Source organism: Ectopseudomonas toyotomiensis (genome assembly GCF_900115695.1).
Taxonomy (GTDB): domain Bacteria; phylum Pseudomonadota; class Gammaproteobacteria; order Pseudomonadales; family Pseudomonadaceae; genus Aquipseudomonas; species Aquipseudomonas toyotomiensis.
Genome location: NZ_FOXK01000002.1, coordinates 40,242 through 57,972 on the forward strand (window position 1 = coordinate 40,242; position 17,731 = coordinate 57,972).

At 63.2% G+C, this 17,731-nt stretch carries 17 protein-coding genes; 9 read left to right on the forward strand and 8 right to left on the reverse strand.

The annotated features are described in order from the left end of the window. The first annotated feature begins 126 nt into the window (after positions 1 to 126). Entirely contained in the window at positions 127 to 1,371 is a 1,245-nt protein-coding gene (locus BM186_RS03435) for a sterol desaturase family protein (protein WP_072423544.1), read from the forward strand. On the opposite strand, the gene BM186_RS03440 is transcribed toward BM186_RS03435, so the two are convergent. Then, positions 1,339 to 1,893 carry a DedA family protein gene (locus tag BM186_RS03440; RefSeq protein WP_003458614.1) on the reverse strand — a complete coding sequence of 185 codons (555 nt, stop codon included), beginning with the start codon at positions 1,891 to 1,893 and terminating at the stop codon, positions 1,339 to 1,341. The two genes, BM186_RS03435 and BM186_RS03440, sit on opposite strands and share 33 nt — an antisense overlap. Positions 1,894 to 2,106: 213 nt before the next feature. On the opposite strand from BM186_RS03440, the gene hemB reads away from it, so the two are divergent. Together hemB and ppk1 are read left to right on the forward strand one after the other, a co-directional pair. Beyond that, on the forward strand, positions 2,107 to 3,120 hold the full coding sequence (gene hemB, locus BM186_RS03445; protein ID WP_074913551.1) for a porphobilinogen synthase: 1,014 nt from the start codon (positions 2,107 to 2,109) through the stop codon (positions 3,118 to 3,120). 19 nt (positions 3,121 to 3,139) lie between these two features. After that, a complete protein-coding gene (gene ppk1, locus BM186_RS03450) occupies positions 3,140 to 5,323 on the forward strand; it encodes a polyphosphate kinase 1 (protein WP_072423542.1) in 2,184 nt (727 codons plus the stop codon). A gap of 152 nt (positions 5,324 to 5,475) precedes the next feature. On the opposite strand, the gene ppx is transcribed toward ppk1, so the two are convergent. The 6 genes from ppx to BM186_RS03480 form a co-directional block, all read right to left on the reverse strand. After that, positions 5,476 to 6,978 (reverse strand): exopolyphosphatase, encoded by a 1,503-nt coding sequence (gene ppx / locus BM186_RS03455; protein WP_074913552.1) that lies wholly within the window; start codon positions 6,976 to 6,978, stop codon positions 5,476 to 5,478. A gap of 97 nt (positions 6,979 to 7,075) precedes the next feature. After that, positions 7,076 to 7,585: an ureidoglycolate lyase gene (locus tag BM186_RS03460; RefSeq protein ID WP_072423540.1), complete on the reverse strand. Its 510-nt coding sequence runs from the start codon at positions 7,583 to 7,585 to the stop codon at positions 7,076 to 7,078. After that, complete coding sequence (locus tag BM186_RS03465; RefSeq protein ID WP_074913553.1) at positions 7,582 to 8,313, reverse strand: amino acid ABC transporter ATP-binding protein; 732 nt, start codon at positions 8,311 to 8,313, stop codon at positions 7,582 to 7,584. Before BM186_RS03465 ends, BM186_RS03460 begins: the two co-directional genes overlap by 4 nt. Further along, a complete protein-coding gene (locus tag BM186_RS03470; RefSeq protein WP_026088715.1) occupies positions 8,300 to 8,950 on the reverse strand; it encodes an amino acid ABC transporter permease in 651 nt (216 codons plus the stop codon). The genes BM186_RS03465 and BM186_RS03470 overlap by 14 nt, the downstream gene beginning before the upstream one ends. Next, positions 8,947 to 9,612 (reverse strand): amino acid ABC transporter permease, encoded by a 666-nt coding sequence (locus tag BM186_RS03475; RefSeq protein ID WP_074913554.1) that lies wholly within the window; start codon positions 9,610 to 9,612, stop codon positions 8,947 to 8,949. Before BM186_RS03475 ends, BM186_RS03470 begins: the two co-directional genes overlap by 4 nt. Before the next feature lie 20 nt (positions 9,613 to 9,632). After that, the gene (locus tag BM186_RS03480; RefSeq protein ID WP_074913555.1) at positions 9,633 to 10,418 is read right to left on the reverse strand and encodes a transporter substrate-binding domain-containing protein; all 786 of its coding nucleotides are present in this window, start codon (positions 10,416 to 10,418) and stop codon (positions 9,633 to 9,635) included. 287 nt (positions 10,419 to 10,705) lie between these two features. Between BM186_RS03480 and BM186_RS03485 the strand changes: the two genes are divergently transcribed. The 6 genes from BM186_RS03485 (at position 10,706) to BM186_RS03510 (ending at position 16,527) form a co-directional block, all read left to right on the forward strand. Next, on the forward strand, positions 10,706 to 11,410 hold the full coding sequence (locus tag BM186_RS03485; RefSeq protein WP_072423535.1) for a FadR/GntR family transcriptional regulator: 705 nt from the start codon (positions 10,706 to 10,708) through the stop codon (positions 11,408 to 11,410). Positions 11,411 to 11,581: 171 nt separating this feature from the next. Next, complete coding sequence (gene trxA, locus BM186_RS03490; protein ID WP_003458627.1) at positions 11,582 to 11,908, forward strand: thioredoxin TrxA; 327 nt, start codon at positions 11,582 to 11,584, stop codon at positions 11,906 to 11,908. Positions 11,909 to 12,140: 232 nt separating this feature from the next. Next, positions 12,141 to 13,400: a transcription termination factor Rho gene (rho, locus tag BM186_RS03495; RefSeq protein WP_003458629.1), complete on the forward strand. Its 1,260-nt coding sequence runs from the start codon at positions 12,141 to 12,143 to the stop codon at positions 13,398 to 13,400. A 133-nt stretch (positions 13,401 to 13,533) separates the two neighbouring features. Next, a complete protein-coding gene (gene ubiD, locus BM186_RS03500) occupies positions 13,534 to 15,000 on the forward strand; it encodes a 4-hydroxy-3-polyprenylbenzoate decarboxylase (RefSeq protein WP_059390866.1) in 1,467 nt (488 codons plus the stop codon). Continuing rightward, positions 15,000 to 15,968, forward strand: a complete 969-nt coding sequence (locus tag BM186_RS03505; protein ID WP_074913556.1) for a CDP-6-deoxy-delta-3,4-glucoseen reductase — start codon at positions 15,000 to 15,002, stop codon at positions 15,966 to 15,968. Before ubiD ends, BM186_RS03505 begins: the two co-directional genes overlap by 1 nt. A gap of 400 nt (positions 15,969 to 16,368) precedes the next feature. Then, complete coding sequence (locus BM186_RS03510; protein WP_036988588.1) at positions 16,369 to 16,527, forward strand: DUF3309 family protein; 159 nt, start codon at positions 16,369 to 16,371, stop codon at positions 16,525 to 16,527. Between the two features lie 175 nt (positions 16,528 to 16,702). Here the strand turns inward: BM186_RS03510 and BM186_RS03515 are convergent, their stop codons facing one another. Then, on the reverse strand, positions 16,703 to 17,692 hold the full coding sequence (locus BM186_RS03515; protein WP_074913557.1) for an NADPH:quinone oxidoreductase family protein: 990 nt from the start codon (positions 17,690 to 17,692) through the stop codon (positions 16,703 to 16,705). Between the last annotated feature and the right edge of the window lie 39 nt (positions 17,693 to 17,731).

Sequence of the window (17,731 nt, forward strand, 5' to 3'; positions counted from 1 at the left end):
TACCAATTCTTGGGTTGTCGCCAAATGCCACTCGGACTGTCATTTGCCGCCGCGAAGCCTGGCGAAGCTGCGCATAGGATGAATAACAGCTCATTCCCGACACAAGTACAACGATACGGCGCAGTCATGAATTATGTTCTCTACGCAGTGCCCTTCTTCTTCCTGCTGATCGGCCTGGAATTGCTCGCTGACCGCTGGCGCGGCATGCGTACCTATCGCCTGGCCGATGCCCTTAACAGTCTAAGTGCCGGCGTATTGTCCCAGGCCACCGGGATTCTCACCAAGGTGGTCGGCCTGCTGACCTACGCCTTCGCCTGGGAGCATTTGGCGCTGTTCGAGTTGTCCGAAAGCAGTCTCTGGGTGTGGCTCTTCGCCTTCGTCTTCTACGATTTCTGCTACTACTGGAACCACCGCCTGGGCCATGAGCGCAACGTGCTCTGGGCCGCACATGCGGTGCACCACCAGAGCGAGGACTACAACCTCTCCACCGCGTTACGGCAAACCAGCACCGGTTTCATCTTCGGCTGGATCTTCTACTTGCCGATGGCCGTGGTCGGTGTACCGCCGCTGGTCTTCCTCACTGTTGCCGCCCTGAACCTGCTCTATCAGTTCTGGGTGCATACCCGGCATATCCCCAAACTGGGCTGGTTCGAGTGGCTGTTCATCACTCCGTCCAACCACCGCGTGCACCATGCACAGAATCCTATCTACATGGATCGCAATTACGGCGGTGTGTTCATTGTCTGGGATCGAATTTTTGGCACCTTTCAGGAGGAGCTCGATGAAGAGCCGGTGGTCTTCGGCGTGACCGTGCCGCTGGCAAGCTGGAACCCGCTGTGGGCCAACCTGCAGGTTTACGCCGGGCTGTGGAACGATGCCAGACGCGCTGGCGCCTGGTGGGACCGCCTGCGCATTTGGTTCATGCCCACCGGTTGGCGCCCGGCCGACGTCGCGGCGCGTTATCCACAGGCCAAGGCGGACCTGAGTCACTTCCGCAAGTTCGAGGTACCGCTGGGGCGTGGCGCCCAGGTCTACGCGCTGCTGCAGTTCGTCTGCTACCTGCTGGCCGGCGTGTGGCTGCTGGCGCAGGGCGATTCACTGGCGATAGGCGCAGTGCTGCTGGCGTGCCTGTGGATGGCTCTGGGCCTGTGCAGCATCGGCATGTGGCTGGAGAATCGCAGCAATGCCTGGCAGATGGAGTGCCTGCGTCTGGTGAGCAACCTGCCGGCGTTCTGGCTGGCTGGTGAACTGGGCATGCTGACGTTGGATGCCAGTGCCTGGACCTGGCTTATCGCTTACAGCCTGGCCAGCCTGCTGGGCATCTGGCTGGCTCGCGGTTCAGCCGCGCCGGCGCTGACGCCACCGGTATAGCCAGGCGAGGGAAAGCAGCAGCACCACGGCCGCGAGCAGGATGACCTGATAGTTGCGCAGTTCTTCCAGCAAACCGCCCATGGCATTTCCCAGGCTGTAGGCCAGCAGGCTGATGCCGCCAGCCCAGACGCCGGCACCGATGGCGTCGAGCAGCAGATAACGGCGCCAGGAATAGCCGGACAAGCCGATGGTCAGCGGCATCACCGTGCGCAGGCCGTAGAGAAAACGAAAGCACAGCACCCACAGGTCCGGGTAACGTTTGATCAGCGCGCTGGCGCGTTCACCCAGCGGTTGCCAGCGCGGTTTGCGCTCAAGCAGCGCGCGGCCATGGCGACGGCCCAGGTAGTACCACAGCTGATCGCTGGCGAAGGTGCCGAGGAAGGCGCACAGCGCCACCCATTCGATCTCCAGCACGTTGCGCACGGCCATGTAGGCAGCCAGCAGCAGGGATACTTCACCTTCGAGAAAGGTGCCCAGTACCAATGCTGGATAGCCAAACTGGCGGATCAGGTCTTGGAGCATGCCGTGCGCTCGATGAGAAGGTGCTGAAGACTACTCTGACCACGAGGAAGCCGGAAGGTGGCGCGTCATGCCACAATGGCCAGGTTTCGTGGCATTGCCGCCGCCCTGGCTGCGACCCGCAGTCGCATCGCGTCATGCGGCTGTCATCATTTGGTCATAATGCCCGCTTATAACCGTCACACTGGCCCGCCCGTGCGGGCTCTGGAGTCTGCCGTGAGCGTTACCCCCGCCAATCGTCTGTTCCCTGCCACCCGCCTGCGTCGCAATCGCCGCGACGATTTCTCCCGCCGTCTGGTGCGCGAAAATCGCCTGAGCGTCGATGACCTGATCCTGCCAGTGTTCGTCCTCGACGGCGAAAACCGCCGCGAAGCCGTACCGTCGATGCCGGGCGTCGAGCGTCTGTCCATCGACCTGCTGCTCAAGCAAGCCGAGCACTGGGTCGAGCTGGGTATTCCGGCGCTGGCACTGTTCCCGGTGACGCCGCTGGAGAAGAAATCCCTCGACGGGGCCGAGGCCTGGAACCCGGACGGTATCGCCCAGCGCGCGATCCGTGCTCTGCGTGCGAAATTCCCCGAGCTCGGCGTGATCAGTGACGTGGCGCTCGACCCGTTCACTACTCATGGTCAGGACGGCATCCTCGATGAGTCCGGCTATGTGCAGAACGACATCACCGTTGATGCGCTGGTCAAGCAGGCGCTATCGCATGCCGAGGCCGGTGCCCAGGTGGTGGCCCCGTCGGACATGATGGATGGCCGCGTGCAGGCGATCCGCGAGGCGCTGGAACTGGCCGACCACGTCAACGTGCGCATCATGGCCTACTCGGCCAAGTACGCCAGCGCCTACTACGGCCCGTTCCGCGATGCGGTGGGCTCGGCCGCCAACCTCGGCAAGGGCAACAAGCTCGGCTACCAGATGGACCCGGCTAACGGCAACGAGGCGCTGCACGAAGTGGCAGCCGACCTGGCCGAAGGCGCCGACATGGTCATGGTCAAACCCGGCATGCCCTACCTGGACATCCTCTGGCGGGTGAAGGATGCCTACAAGGTGCCGACCTTCGTCTACCAGGTCAGTGGCGAGTACGCCATGCACATGGCCGCGATTCAGAACGGCTGGCTCAGCGAGGCGGTCATACTGGAGTCGCTCACCGCCTTCAAACGTGCCGGTGCCGATGGCATCCTCACCTATTTCGCCGTACGGGCGGCAGAACTGCTAAAACAAGAGCGATGACGCTCTCAGGAACCCAGCGATGAACAGCGAAGGACTCAACAGCGAAGTGCTCGACAACAACCCGCCTCAGGCCGAGGTGGTCGCCGAGACGCCCGTGGTGGAAACTCCACCGCCGGCCCCGATCCCCAGCCTGGATGACAGCAGCCTGTACATCCACCGTGAACTGTCGCAGCTGCAGTTCAATATCCGGGTGCTGGAGCAGGCGCTGGACGAGTCCTATCCGTTGCTCGAACGCCTGAAGTTCCTGCTGATCTTCTCCAGCAACCTCGACGAGTTCTTCGAGATTCGCGTCGCCGGCCTGAAGAAACAGATCAATTTCGCCCGTGAACAGGCCGGCGCGGATGGCCTGCAGCCACACCAGGCGCTGGCGCGCATCAGCGAGCTGGTGCACGAGCAGGTCGAGCGGCAGTACGCCATCCTCAACGACACCCTGTTCCCGGCGTTGGCCAAGCACAACATCACCTTCATTCGCCGGCGGTTCTGGACCACCAAGCTCAAGGCCTGGGTACGCCGTTACTTCCGCGACGAGATCGCGCCGATCATCACCCCCATCGGCCTCGACCCGACGCACCCCTTCCCGCTGCTGGTGAACAAGAGTCTGAACTTCATCGTCGAGCTGGAAGGCGTCGATGCCTTCGGCCGCGACTCCGGTCTGGCCATCATCCCGGCGCCGCGCCTGCTACCGCGCATCATCAAGGTGCCGGAGGACGTCGGTGGCCCTGGCGACAACTACGTGTTCCTGTCGTCGATGATCCACGCTCACGCCGATGATCTGTTCCAGGGCATGAAGGTCAAGGGCTGCTACCAGTTCCGCCTGACCCGCAACGCCGACCTGTCGGTGGACACCGAGGACGTCGAGGATCTTGCGCGCGCCCTGCGTGGCGAGCTGTTCAGTCGTCGTTATGGCGATGCGGTGCGCCTGGAAGTGGTCGACACCTGCCCGAAACACCTGCGCGATTATCTGCTCAAGCAATTCGGCCTGACCGAGGGCGAGCTGTACCAGGTCAACGGCCCGGTCAACCTGACCCGCCTGTTCAGCATCACTGGCCTGGATAACCACTCGGACCTGCAGTACGCGCCGTTCACCCCGGTGATCCCCAAGCTGCTGCAGAACGCCGAGAACATCTTCAGCGTGGTGAGCAAGCAGGACATCCTCCTGCTGCATCCCTTCGAGTCCTTCACCCCGGTAGTGGACCTGCTACGCCAGGCGGCGAAGGACCCGCACGTGCTGGCGATCAAGCAGACCCTGTATCGTTCCGGCGCCAACTCGGAGATCGTCGATGCTCTGGTGGAAGCAGCGCGTAACGGCAAGGAAGTCACGGCGGTGATCGAGCTGCGTGCGCGCTTCGACGAAGAATCCAACCTGGCCCTGGCCAGCCGTCTGCAGGCCGCTGGCGCAGTGGTGATCTACGGTGTGGTCGGCTTCAAGACCCACGCCAAGATGATGCTGATCCTGCGCCGCGAGAACGGCGAAATCGTTCGCTATGCTCACCTTGGCACCGGCAACTACCACGCTGGCAACGCCAAGCTGTATACCGACTACAGCCTGCTCACCGCCGACGTGGCCCTGGGCGAGGACGTGTCCAAGCTGTTCAGCCAGCTGATTGGTATGGGCAAGACCCTGCGCATGAAGAAGCTGCTGCATGCACCCTTCACCCTGAAGAAGACCCTGCTCGACCTGATCGCCAAGGAAACCACAGCGGCGGCCGAGGGCAAGCCGGCACACATCATCGCCAAGTTCAACTCGCTGACCGACCCCAAGGTCATCCGCGCGCTATACAAGGCCAGCCAGACCGGGGTGAAGATCGACCTGGTGGTGCGTGGCATGTGCTGCCTGCGACCAGGTATTGCCGGGGTCTCGCACAACATCCAGGTGCGCTCGATCATCGGCCGCTTCCTCGAGCACACGCGGGTGTTCTACTTCCTCAATGGCGGTGACGAGCAGATTTATCTGTCCAGCGCCGACTGGATGGAGCGCAACCTCGACAAGCGCGTGGAGACTTGCTTCCCGGTGGAGGGCAAGAAGCTCATTACCCGCGTCAAGAAGGAGCTGGAAAGCTACCTGACCGACAACACCCAGGCCTGGGTGTTGCAGTCCGACGGCCGCTACCTGCGCCAGCAGCCCACCGGCAACCAGAATCCACGCAGCGCTCAGTCCGGGCTGCTGGAGAAGCTGACCGCGCCGGTGATCATCGCTCGATAAAAAAGCGGCTGCGTGCAGCCTTCTGATGACCCTCTCCCATTCATGGGAGAGGGTGCCCGAAGGGCGAGAGAGGAGGCTTTGTGGTCCTGGCGGGTCTCATCCGCCCTACAGGCCGAGCCGCGCCCGTAGGGTGCGCCATGCGCACCGGGGTATCAGCGCACGCTCAAGGTCAGATCGATACGGCTGAGCCACGCGGCTTCGGCTTCGAAGTCCGCCAGGGTCAGCGGGTTGGCGGCCAGCCAGCCTTCAGGGAAGACGATCTCCAGGCTGTTGTCGCCGGCCTTGAACTGCACCTGTGGCATGTCCTGCGTACCACGGATGTGGTGGAACAGAATGGCGAAGCGCAGCAGCACGCACAGGCGCATCAGCTTCACGCCTTCCTCGCCGAAGTCTGCGAACTTGTCCTTGGGAATGTTGCGGCGGTGGCCGCGCACCAGCAGGGCGAGCATCTGCTGGTCCTGGCGCGAGAAGCCGGCCAGGTCGGAGTGCTCGATCAGATAGGCGCCGTGCTTGTGGTACTGGTAGTGAGCGATATCCAGACCCACCTCGTGCACCTTGGCACCCCAGCTCAGCAGTTCGCGGTGCCAGTCGTCGGTCAGACCCCAATCGGCGGACACCTTGTCCAGCGCTGACAGCGCCTTGGCCTCGACCCGTGCGGCCTGGTCGACATCGACGTGGTAGCGCTCCATGAACGCCGCCAGCGTGCGTTCGCGTACGTCCTCGTGCTGGTGACGGCCGAGCAGGTCATACAGCACACCCTCTCGCAGCGCGCCTTCGGAGTGGCTCATGCGCTGAATGTCACAGGCATCGAAGATGGCTTCGAGAATTGCCAGGCCGGCGGGGAAGATGCCACGGCGGTCCGGCTTGATGCCGTCGAGGTCGATCTTCTCCACCTCGCCGAGTTTGAACAGTTTGCGCTTGAGCCAGGCCAGGCCTTCGAGCGTGACCTCGCCATTACCGAGGCCGGCGGCCTTGGTCGCCAGGCCGATGGCCTTGATGGTGCCGGAGGCGCCGACCGCGTCCTCCCAGCCGAGCCGGCGCAGGCCCTGTTCGATGCCCATCAGTTCCAGGCGAGCGGCGGTGTAGGCCTGGGCGTAGCGCGCCGGGGTGACCTTGCCGTCCTTGAAATAACGCTGAGTGAAGCTGACGCAGCCCATTTGCAGGCTCTCGCGCAGCAGCGGCTCGAAGCGCTGGCCGATGATGAACTCGGTGCTGCCGCCGCCGATGTCGGCGACCAGGCGCTTGCCGGGCGTGTCGGCGATGCTGTGGGAGACGCCGAGATAGATCAGGCGTGCTTCCTCGCGACCGGAAATTACCTCGACCTGATGACCGAGGATCTCCTCGGCGCGGCGGATGAACACCGCGCGGTTGCGTGCCTCACGCAGGGCGTTGGTGCCGACGATGCGTACGGCGCCTTCCGGCAGCGTGTTGGTGAACTGGGCGAAGCGGCGCAGGCAGTCGAGCCCGCGCTGCATCGCTTCTTCGCTGAGCTGACGCTCGTCGTCCAGGCCTGCGGCCAGTTGCACCTTGTCGCCGAGGCGCTCGAGGATGCGAATTTCGTGATTGTCGGCCTTGGCCAGCACCATGTGAAAGCTGTTCGAACCCAGGTCGATGGCAGCGATCAGGGGAAAACTCTCGGCAGGGGCTTTGGGCATGATTACGGCATCTCGTTCGATTTCCGCGCATCCTGCCACGACTGAGCGCATGAGCCAACGCATACGGTTGTCGCATGAAACTGGTCTAGACCTGTGATTACTGCAGGTTCAGTACACTCAGTGGCTGTTTCAACACCTGCTCGTCGCAGTTGTGACCCTCGCCGCCACGGTCCACCACGATGAATCGGCCGGGGTGCTGCAGGCACAGCAGTGGGTGATGCCAGGTGCCGCGGGCGTAGTTCACCCCCTGATCTGGCGCGCTGATGAAGGCGCGGATCTGCGACTCGTCCAGCTCGCCTGGTGGGGCGACGACGATCAGCATGCGCCCGCCGTCCACCGGATAAAAGGCCTGGCTGCCCAGCGGGTGGCGTTCGAGCATGCGGATGGCGATGGGCGCGTGCCAGGCCTTACCCTCGAACAGGTTGACCAGGGTGCGCGGCGCCTCGCCGGCCAGCTCCACTTTGGCCAGGTCGTGGTAGCGCGTGGTGGTGCCTACGTTGATCGGGAAGGCCGTGGCACCGGCCGTCTCGATCACCTCGCCGAAGGGGGCGAAGGCTGCGCGGGTCAGCGGCTCGATGCGCAGCGGTAGGGGCGCTGGTGCGTTCACAGGTTCACCGAGCCGATGAAATTGCGCAGCTCTTCCGTGCGTGGCGTGGCGAACAGCTCCTTGGGGTCACCGATTTCATGCACCTTGCCATGGTGCATGAACACCAGCTTGTTACCCACTTCGCGGGCGAAGCGCATCTCGTGGGTGACCATGATCAGGGTCATGCCCTCGCTGGCCAGTTGCTTGACCACCGCCAGCACCTCGTTGACCAGCTCCGGGTCGAGCGCCGAGGTGATCTCGTCACACAGCAGCACCTTGGGCGACATGGCCAGGGCGCGGGCGATGGCTACGCGCTGCTGCTGGCCGCCGGAGAGGCGCTCGGGGTAGGCGTCGAACTTCTCCGCCAGGCCGACGCGCTTGAGCATCTGCCGGGCGATCTGCTCGGCTTCGGCGCGCGGGGTTTTCTTCACCACTTGCGGCGCGAGCATGACGTTCTCGCCGACGGTCAGATGGGGGAACAGGTTGAACTGCTGGAACACCATGCCGACTTTCTGCCGCAGGCTGCGCAGGTCAGCGCGGGCGGCGTCGATGTACTCGCCATCGACTTCGATGACGCCATCGTTGATCGACTCCAGACCGTTGAGGGTACGCAGGAAGGTGCTCTTGCCCGAGCCGCTGCGGCCGATGATGGCGACCACTTCGCCTTCCTCGACCTTGAGGTCGATGCCCTTGAGCACATGGTTGTCGCCGTAATACTTGTGCAGGGCGGTGACGTTAAGCAGTGACATTCAGCCTCCTTTCCAGGCGGTATGCAGCGAGCGAGAGCGGGTAGCAAAGCAGGAAGTAACCGAGGGCGACGAAGCCGTAGACCATGAAGGGCTCGAAGGTGGCGTTGGCCAGCATGCTGCCGGTCTTGGTCAGTTCGGTGAAACCGATGATCGAGGTCACCGCGGTGCCCTTGACCACCTGTACCGAGAAGCCAACGGTAGGCGCCACGGCGATGCGCAGTGCCTGCGGCAGGACGACATGGCGCAGGGTTTCCAGGCGGCTCATGGCCAGGCTTTCAGCGGCCTCCCATTGGCCGCGGGTGATGGCCTCGACGCAGCCGCGCCAGATCTCGGCCAGAAAGGCGCTGGTGAACAGGGTCAGTGCGGTGGCCGCAGCCAGCCAGGGCGACACGTCGATGCCGAGCAGGGCGATGCCGAAGAACACCAGAAAAAGCTGCATCAACAGCGGCGTGCCCTGGAACAGTTCGATATAGCCACGGGCCAGGATGCGCGGCGCCGATAGCGGCGACAGCCGCGCCAGCAACACCAGCAGGCCGGCGATACCGCCGCAGACGAAGGCCACCAGTGACAGCAGCAGGGTCCACTGCAAGCCGGTGAGCAGGTTGCGCAGGATGTCCCAGAGGGTGAAGTCCATCAGCGGGCTCCCATGATGAAGCGGCGGCCGAACCAGGCCAGCAATTGGCGAATTCCGATGGCCATGACCAAGTACAGCGCGGTGGTCAGCAGGTAGGTCTCGAAGGCACGGAAATTACGCGACTGGATGAAGTTGGCGGCGAACGACAGCTCCTCGGTGGAAATCTGCGAGCACACTGCCGAACCCAGCATGACGATGATGATCTGGCTCGACAGCGCCGGCCACACCTTGGCCAGCGCCGGGCGTAGCACCACATGGCGAAAGGTCTCGAAGCGGCTCATCGCCAGCGCCGCAGCGGCTTCGAGCTGACCGGAGGGGATGGCCTGAATGCCGGCACGGATGATCTCCGTGGAGTAGGCGCCGAGGTTGATCACCATCGCCAGCACCGCGGCCTCCCACTCGCTCAGGCGCACGCCGAGTGAGGGCAGACCGAAGAAGATGAAGAACAGCTGGACGATGAACGGCGTATTGCGGATCAGCTCCACGTACACGCCGAAAATCCGGTCGAACGGGCGGATGCGCCAGGCGCGCAGTATCGCCCCGACGATGCCGAGACCGACCCCCAGCAGGGTGCCGATCGCCGTCAGGCCGAGGGTGAAGGCCGCGCCCTGCAGCAGCAGATCACTGTGCTGCAGGACGGCGGCGAAATCGAACTGATACGCCATGGCTCAGCTCTCCGCGCGGCTCAGAGGCCGGCCGGCAGCGGCTGCTTCAGCCACTTCTGGCTGAGCGACTCGAGGCTGCCGTCGGCCTTGGCGTCGGCGATGATGGTGTTGACCTTGTCCAGCAGCGCGCTCTGGTGCTTGTTCACGCCGACGTACACCGGCGAATCCTTGAGCTTGAGCTTCATGCTGGGTACGCGCTTGGGGTTGCGCTCGGAGATGGCCACCATCACCACGTTGCCGCTGGCGATCAGCTCGACCTGGCCGGAGAGGTAGGCGGCGATGGTCGAGTTGTTGTCCTCGAAGCGCTTGATGGTGGCGCCTTTCGGGGCGACGTTGCTCAGCTCGATGTCCTCGATGGAGCCACGGGTGACGCTGATGGTCTTGCCGCTCAGGTCTTCGAGGCTGGCGATGGCGGCGTCCTCCGGGCCGAACACGCCGAGGTAGAAAGGCGCGTAGGCGGCGGAAAAGTCGATCACCGCTTCACGCTCGGGGTTCTTGCCGAGGCTGGAGATCACCAGATCGACCTTGCCGGTGGTGAGGAAGGGGATGCGGTTGGTGCTGTTGACCGGGGTCAGCTCCAGTTTCACCGCCAGCTTGTCGGCCAGCAATTGCGCGGTGTCGATATCCAGGCCGCGCGGCTTCATGTCCGGGCCGACCGAGCCGAATGGTGGAAAGTCCTGCGGTACGGCGACCTTCAGCACACCGGCCTTGCTGATGTCTTCGAGTGCATCGGCGTGAGCGGTGCTGGCGCCGAAGGCCAGGGCAGCGAACAGGGTACCCAGCAGGGTGCGGTGAAATTTGCGCATGTCGAACTCCCGATGAATTAACGAAAACTGAAGCGTTTTGCCTGGCTCGTGCAGTGCATCGCCTGTGCCAAATTCAATGAAATAAGGGCTCTCATCGTTTCAGGCGAGTGGAAACAAGGTCTTACTGGTCTGAACAGTTGGTGTAACTGACCAGTTGGTCAGAAGCGTTTCTGAGCTATCTCGGTGCATCCGCGTGACGGGCTGTTCCACAAGAGGGCGTCGCTTGCCTGGGGCGGCCTTATGGCCGTACAAAGGCGACTTCACTGGACTGACCGGCCCGAACAGTCATGAATGCTTCTGCTCCCCGCGCGGTACCCGAATACGCCTTGCAGGCAATCCGCCGACTGATTGAGGAAGAGGGTTATCGCCCCGGCGACGCGCTGCCGTCGCAGCGCGATCTGGCCGAGCGCCTCGGTGTCAGCCGTGCGTCACTGCGTGAGGCGCTGTCGTCGCTCAGCGCGTTGGGCCTGGTCAGCGTGCAGGCCGGCAAGGGTGTATTCGTGCAGGAGGCAAGTAAGGCCGAGGCGGCCGGCGCTTTCGCCTGGCCCTTCGCCGCACAGGTGTCGGCGGCCGATACCTTCCAGTTGCGCTTCGCTCTGGAGGGCTTCGCCTGCGGCCTGGCGGCCGGGGTGATGACCGCCGAGGAGCTGGACATTCTCGAAGACAACGTCGAGCAGATGCGCCGCGAGCTGCGTGCCGGCGATTTCGAGCAGGCCAACCGGCTGGATTTCGAGTTTCACCAGCGTATTCTCGCCGCCAGCGGCAACCAGGCGATGTTCGCCCTGGTTACCTCCAGCGCCGAGATCTTCCTGGAAAGTCAGAAGCTGCCGTTCATCCGCCCGGAGCGTGCGCAGGAAACCTGGCAGGAACATCGCAAGATCCTCAAGGCCCTGGCCCGGCATGCCGCCGGCCCGGCACAGAAAGCCATGCAGCAGCACATCCGCGCGGCAGCGCTGCGCACTGGAATAGCCTTCATCACGCTTGGTGATTGAAACTATTGAGTGGCTCAATCGCCAGTGCCTTTCGGTGTCAGGCAAGCCGGGCTATGATGTCGCCACTTTTTGGTTGCCAGTCATCCTTGGCAGCAGCCCATCGGGCCGTCGCAAGCGACGTCAAAAATTCCTCCCGGCAATTTTTTGCTTCCGAATATACGGAGACTCCTCATGAGCGAATTCATCACCAACGTCAGCGACGCCAGCTTCGACCAGGACGTCATCCAGGCTGAAGGTCCGGTTCTGGTCGACTATTGGGCTGAGTGGTGCGGCCCGTGCAAGATGATTGCACCGGTGCTCGACGAGATCGCCAAGGAATACCAAGGCAAGCTGAAGATCTGCAAACTGAACATCGACGAGAACCAGGAAACGCCGCCTAAGTACGGCGTGCGTGGTATCCCGACCCTGATGCTGTTCAAGAACGGCAACGTCGAAGCGACCAAGGTCGGCGCGCTGTCCAAGTCGCAGCTGGCTGCTTTCCTCGATAGCAACATCTGAGGCAAGTCGCTGTGGAAGAGGCCCCGCAATTCGCGGGGTTTTTTCGTTTTCGGGGCTAGACGCTGTTTTTTCACAGTGTTAAATTCGACCCCGCTGCATCCTCCATGCAGCTCTCTGCACGCCGTCGCCGATTCATTCCTATACGAACTCGTTCGCGATCCTGTCGCCTTCTCTGCGGCGCGGCTTCTCAAGCTAACAGCTTTCTTCTCCTCTCGATGATCACGTCATTCCTATGAATCTGACCGAACTCAAGCAAAAGCCGATTGCCGAACTGCTGGACATGGCCGAACAGATGGGCCTGGAAAACATGGCTCGTTCGCGCAAGCAGGACATCATCTTCGCCCTGCTGAAAAAGCATGCCAAAAGCGGCGAGGAAATTTCCGGTGACGGCGTGCTGGAGATCCTCCAGGACGGTTTCGGCTTCCTGCGCAGCGCCGATTCTTCCTACCTGGCCGGCCCTGACGACATCTACGTCTCGCCCAGCCAGATCCGCCGTTTCAACCTGCGTACCGGTGACACCATCGTCGGCAAGATCCGCCCGCCGAAGGAAGGCGAGCGTTACTTCGCCCTGCTCAAGGTCGACAGCATCAACTTCGACCGTCCGGAAAACGCCAAGAACAAGATCCTGTTCGAAAACCTGACGCCGCTGTTCCCCAACAAGCGCCTGACCATGGAAGCCGGTAACGGCTCCACCGAGGACATCACCGGCCGTGTGATCGACCTCTGCGCGCCGATTGGCAAGGGCCAGCGCGGCCTGATCGTCGCCCCGCCGAAAGCGGGCAAGACCATCATGCTGCAGAACATCGCCTCGAACATCACCCGCAACAACCCCGAGTGTCACCTGATCGTTCTGCTGATCGACGAACGCCCGGAGGAAGTGACCGAGATGCAGCGCACCGTGCGCGGCGAAGTGGTTGCCTCGACCTTCGACGAGCCGCCGACCCGCCACGTGCAGGTCGCCGAGATGGTGATCGAAAAGGCCAAGCGCCTGGTCGAGCACAAGAAGGACGTGGTCATCCTGCTCGACTCCATCACCCGCCTGGCGCGTGCCTACAACACCGTGATCCCGAGCTCCGGCAAGGTACTGACCGGTGGTGTCGATGCCCACGCCCTGGAGAAGCCGAAGCGCTTCTTCGGCGCCGCGCGTAACATCGAAGAAGGCGGCTCGCTGACCATCATCGCTACCGCGCTGGTGGAAACCGGCTCGAAGATGGACGAAGTGATCTACGAGGAATTCAAGGGCACCGGCAACATGGAGCTGATCCTCGATCGCCGTGTTTCCGAGAAGCGCGTGTTCCCGGCGATCAACATCAACAAGTCGGGCACCCGCCGCGAAGAACTGCTGACCGGTGAAGAAGAGCTGTCGCGCATGTGGATCCTGCGCAAGCTGCTGCATCCGATGGATGAGATTGCGGCGATCGAGTTCCTCATCGACAAGCTGAAAGCGACCAAGACTAACGATGAGTTCTTCCTGTCGATGAAGCGCAAGTAAGCGGTTCATGTCTTGCCACAAGGCCGGGGAAACCCGGCCTTGTGGTATCTGGAGGCTTTCAAGCCTTCTGAAAGCCCGACTTCGGCGCTAAACTTTGCGGCCGACTCTTGCCTGTCCGACACGAGGCTCCTGCATGCAGTATCGCGACCTGCGCGATTTCATCCGTGAACTGGAAAAGCGCGGTGAACTCAAGCGCATCCAGACCCCGGTATCGCCCGTTTTGGAAATGACCGAAATCTGCGACCGCACCCTGCGCAAGGGCGGCCCGGCACTGCTGTTCGAAAAGCCCACAGGCTTCGATGTGCCAGTGCTCGGCAATCTGTTCGGCACGCCCAAGCGCGTAGCCCTGGGCATGGGTGCCGAAGAGGTGTCCGAACTGCGCGAGATCGGCAAGCTGCTGGCCTTTCTCAAGGAGCCTGAGCCGCCCAAGGGGCTCAAGGATGCCTGGAGCAAGCTGCCGATCTTCAAGAAGGTCATTTCCATGGCGCCCAAGGTGGTCAAGGACGCGCCTTGCCATGAGGTGATCGAGGAGGGCGACGACGTCGACCTGGGCAAACTGCCGATCCAGCACTGCTGGCCGGGCGACGTGGCGCCGCTGATCACTTGGGGCCTGACCATCACCAAGGGCCCGAACAAGGAGCGGCAGAACCTTGGGATCTACCGCCAGCAGGTGATCGGCCGCAACAAGGTGATCATGCGCTGGCTCAGCCACCGTGGCGGCGCGCTGGATTACCGCGAATGGTGCCAGAAGCATCCGGACAAGCCTTACCCGGTTTGTGTCGCGCTGGGTGCCGATCCTGCGACCATTCTCGGCGCCGTGACGCCAGTGCCCGATACCCTCTCCGAATACGCCTTCGCCGGCCTCTTGCGCGGCCATCGCACCGAGCTGATCAAGGCGGTTGGCAGCGAACTACAGGTGCCGGCCAGTGCCGAGATCGTGCTCGAAGGCGTGATCCATCCGGGCGAGACCGCGCCGGAGGGCCCCTACGGCGATCACACCGGCTACTACAACGAGGTCGACACCTTCCCGGTGTTCACCGTCGAGCGTATCACCCGGCGCCGCGATCCGATCTACCACAGCACCTACACCGGCCGGCCGCCGGATGAGCCGGCGATCCTCGGCGTGGCGCTGAACGAAGTGTTCGTGCCGATCCTGCAGAAGCAGTTCCCCGAGATCACCGACTTCTACCTACCGCCGGAAGGCTGTTCCTACCGCATGGCGGTGGTGACCATGAAGAAGCAGTACCCGGGCCACGCCAAGCGCGTAATGCTCGGTGTCTGGTCGTTCCTGCGACAGTTCATGTACACCAAGTTCGTTATCGTCACCGACGACGATATCAACGCACGGGACTGGAATGACGTGATCTGGGCGATTACCACGCGCATGGACCCCAAGCGCGACACGGTGATGATCGACAACACGCCGATCGACTACCTCGACTTCGCCTCGCCGATCTCCGGCCTTGGCTCGAAGATGGGCCTGGACGCCACCCACAAGTGGCCGGGCGAGACCACCCGCGAATGGGGCCGCGCCATCGAGAAGGATCCAGCCGTGGTGGCGCGTGTCGACGCGCTGTGGAGCGAGCTGGGAATCGATTGATGAACGTCACCCTGCAACCTTCTGGCGTCACCCTCGCGCTGCATCCGGGCGAACGCATTCTCGATGGCGCCCGCCGTCTGGGCTACGACTGCCCGCAGAGCTGCCGCAATGGCAACTGCCATATCTGCGCCGCGCTGCTGGTGGAGGGGCGGGTGCGGCAGAACGGCGCCGAGCTGGATCACGGCGAGCTGTTCACCTGTCTGGCCGAGCCGCTGGAAGACTGCGTGCTGCATTGGGATGGTGTGCTGGCGCCGGGTGAGTTGCCGGTGCGCGAGCTGAACTGCCAGGTGACCGAATGTCAGGCGGTGGGTGGCGATGTGTTCCGCGTGTGTCTGCGCGCCCCGGCCGGCAAAGTGCCGCGTTATCACGCCGGACAGTACCTGCTGCTGCAGCGCCCGGATGGCGAGATGGCGGCCTTTTCCCTGGCTTCGGCGCCACACGCCGGACGTGAGTTGGAGCTGCATATCCTCGCCCGCGAAGACAGCAGCATTGCCCTGCTGGAGCATCTGCGCAGCACCGGCATGGCTCGTGTGCAGATGCCCTACGGTGACACCCACCTCGCCGACCTGCCCGATGGGCCGCTGGTGCTGATCGCTGCCGGCACTGGCATGGGCCAGATGCACAGCCTGATCGAGCACTGCCGCGCGGCGGGTTTTGCCCATCCGGTGCATCTGTACTGGGGCGCGCGTCGGCCCGAGGATTTCTACGAGCTACCACATTGGGCAGAGTGGCAACAGTTGGATAATCTGCACCTGCATCAGGTGGTCAGCGACCAGTGCGGCTGGCAGGGTCGTTGCGGCCTGCTGCACGAAGCGGTGCGCCAGGATTTCCCGGATCTCAAGGCATTGCACGTCTATGCCAGCGGCTCGCCAGCGATGGTCTATGCCACGCTCGATGCGCTGGTCGAAGCGGGGATGGACGCCCACCAGATGCGCGCCGACGTGTTCGCCTACGCGCCGCGGCCGTAACCATAGGGCGCAGACTAGCTTGGTGGGTGCTCCCGCCCCAGGCAGTTCAGAGAAGCGTCACGCCACCTTGCCGATCGTCTCGCGCTGAGCAAAACGGTCGGCCGCTTATCCGCCTGGTTTCAGCGGGAGGGGCGAAATATCCCCCAGCGCTCTGCCTCAGCCAATCCATGGGTTTTCGTTGTCACGTCCTGGCTCTGCGCCACCAATTTAAAGTTGGCACTTTCCGATTCGCTGCCGAGTCGTAACTGATGCAGAGGGATGGCGAAGTATCGAGAGCATTGCCAGATATTGGCCTCGCAGCATGGTCATGCCCTGCGTACGAACGGCAGCCGCATAAGCGCTGCCGGTTCCAGGCGCGCCGCTCCTTCTTTGGCCGCCACAGACATGCGAGGAGATTGTCATGGGCTTGGGAACCATACTGCTGATCATTCTGCTTCTGATGCTGGTTGGTGCGCTCCCCGCGTGGCCCCATAGCCGCGGCTGGGGCTACGGGCCTACTGGTGGCTTGGGACTGGTGCTGGTCATCGTGCTGGTGCTGGTGCTGCTGGGATACATATGAGCCTTCGTCGCTGACGGACCGGCAACTTCCAGCTCGTTGCCGTCGCCCATTTTGCGCAGGCCGCCAGTTGGATCTGGCAGCCCGTAGAGTGGGCGTTGGCCCACCAGCGGTGGTTGGTGTGGGGTAACGGTCCACCCCACAAGGCTTGGCGTCGCAGGGGCGGGCCTTACCGCCCCTAGGCTCCCTGGCGAATTTGCACCACCAGCTTGCCTACAGCCTTGCGCTGGCCGAGGGCATCGATGGCTTCGCCGCCACGCTCCAGCGGGAAGGTCTGCGAGACCAGCGGCTTGAGCTTGCCTTCGGCATGCCAGGCGAACAGTTGCTGGAAGTTCGCTGCGTTGTCTTGCGGCTGGCGTTGGGCGAAGGAGCCCCAGAACACGCCGACCAGGGAGGCGCCCTTGAGCAGCGGCAAGTTGGCTGGTAGCGCCGGGATGCCACCGCCGGCGGCGAAGCCCACCACCAGGAAGCGGCCGTTCCATCCGATGCTGCGGAAGGCTTCTGCGAACAGCGTGCCGCCCACCGGGTCGTAGATCACGTCGACGCCCTGGCCGCCGGTGAGCTTTTTCACCTCGTCCTTTAGGCTCTGCTCACTGTAGTTGATCAGCTCATCGGCGCCGGCTTTGCGCGCCACTTCCAGTTTCTCGGCGCTGCTCGCTGCGGCGATGACCTTGGCGCCCATGGCCTTGCCGATTTCCACAGCCGCCAGGCCGACGCCGCCGGAGGCGCCGAGCACCAGCAGGGTTTCACCCGGTTGCAGGTTGGCGCGCTGCTTGAGGGCGTGCATCGAGGTGCCGTAGGTCATGCCGAAGGCCGCCGCGGTGGTCAGGTCCATGCTCTTGGGCACCGGTAGCACGTTGTAGGCCGGCACGGCGACCTCTTCGGCGAAGCCGCCCCAGCCGGTCAACGCCATGACCCGATCACCCGCGCGCAGATGGCTGACTTTCTCGCCGACGGCCTTGACCACACCGGCTACCTCGCCACCCGGGGCGAAGGGAAAGGGCGGTTTGAACTGGTATTTGCCTTCGATGATCAGCGTGTCGGGGAAGTTGACCCCGGCGGCCTGCACCTCGATCAGCACCTCGTTCTTTTTCGGCTCGGGGCTTGGCAGGTCTTCCAGTACCAGGGTATCGGCGGGGCCGAAGGCTTTGCACAGCAGGGCTTTCATGAAGGTCATTCCTCTTGCAGGGTGCCATGCAGTGTAGAA

Excerpts from the sequence above, each read along its gene's own strand:
- BM186_RS03435 (WP_072423544.1), top strand. The coding sequence starts at position 127 with ATGAATTATGTTCTCTACGCAGTGCCCTTCTTCTTCCTGCTGATCGGC.
- BM186_RS03440 (WP_003458614.1), bottom strand. The coding sequence starts at position 1,893 with ATGCTCCAAGACCTGATCCGCCAGTTTGGCTATCCAGCATTGGTACTG.
- ppk1 (WP_072423542.1), top strand. The coding sequence starts at position 3,140 with ATGAACAGCGAAGGACTCAACAGCGAAGTGCTCGACAACAACCCGCCT.
- ppx (WP_074913552.1), bottom strand. The coding sequence starts at position 6,978 with ATGCCCAAAGCCCCTGCCGAGAGTTTTCCCCTGATCGCTGCCATCGAC.
- BM186_RS03465 (WP_074913553.1), bottom strand. The coding sequence starts at position 8,313 with ATGTCACTGCTTAACGTCACCGCCCTGCACAAGTATTACGGCGACAAC.
- BM186_RS03475 (WP_074913554.1), bottom strand. The coding sequence starts at position 9,612 with ATGGCGTATCAGTTCGATTTCGCCGCCGTCCTGCAGCACAGTGATCTG.
- BM186_RS03480 (WP_074913555.1), bottom strand. The coding sequence starts at position 10,418 with ATGCGCAAATTTCACCGCACCCTGCTGGGTACCCTGTTCGCTGCCCTG.
- BM186_RS03485 (WP_072423535.1), top strand. The coding sequence starts at position 10,706 with ATGAATGCTTCTGCTCCCCGCGCGGTACCCGAATACGCCTTGCAGGCA.
- trxA (WP_003458627.1), top strand. The coding sequence starts at position 11,582 with ATGAGCGAATTCATCACCAACGTCAGCGACGCCAGCTTCGACCAGGAC.
- rho (WP_003458629.1), top strand. The coding sequence starts at position 12,141 with ATGAATCTGACCGAACTCAAGCAAAAGCCGATTGCCGAACTGCTGGAC.
- ubiD (WP_059390866.1), top strand. The coding sequence starts at position 13,534 with ATGCAGTATCGCGACCTGCGCGATTTCATCCGTGAACTGGAAAAGCGC.
- BM186_RS03505 (WP_074913556.1), top strand. The coding sequence starts at position 15,000 with ATGAACGTCACCCTGCAACCTTCTGGCGTCACCCTCGCGCTGCATCCG.
- BM186_RS03510 (WP_036988588.1), top strand. The coding sequence starts at position 16,369 with ATGGGCTTGGGAACCATACTGCTGATCATTCTGCTTCTGATGCTGGTT.
- BM186_RS03515 (WP_074913557.1), bottom strand. The coding sequence starts at position 17,692 with ATGAAAGCCCTGCTGTGCAAAGCCTTCGGCCCCGCCGATACCCTGGTA.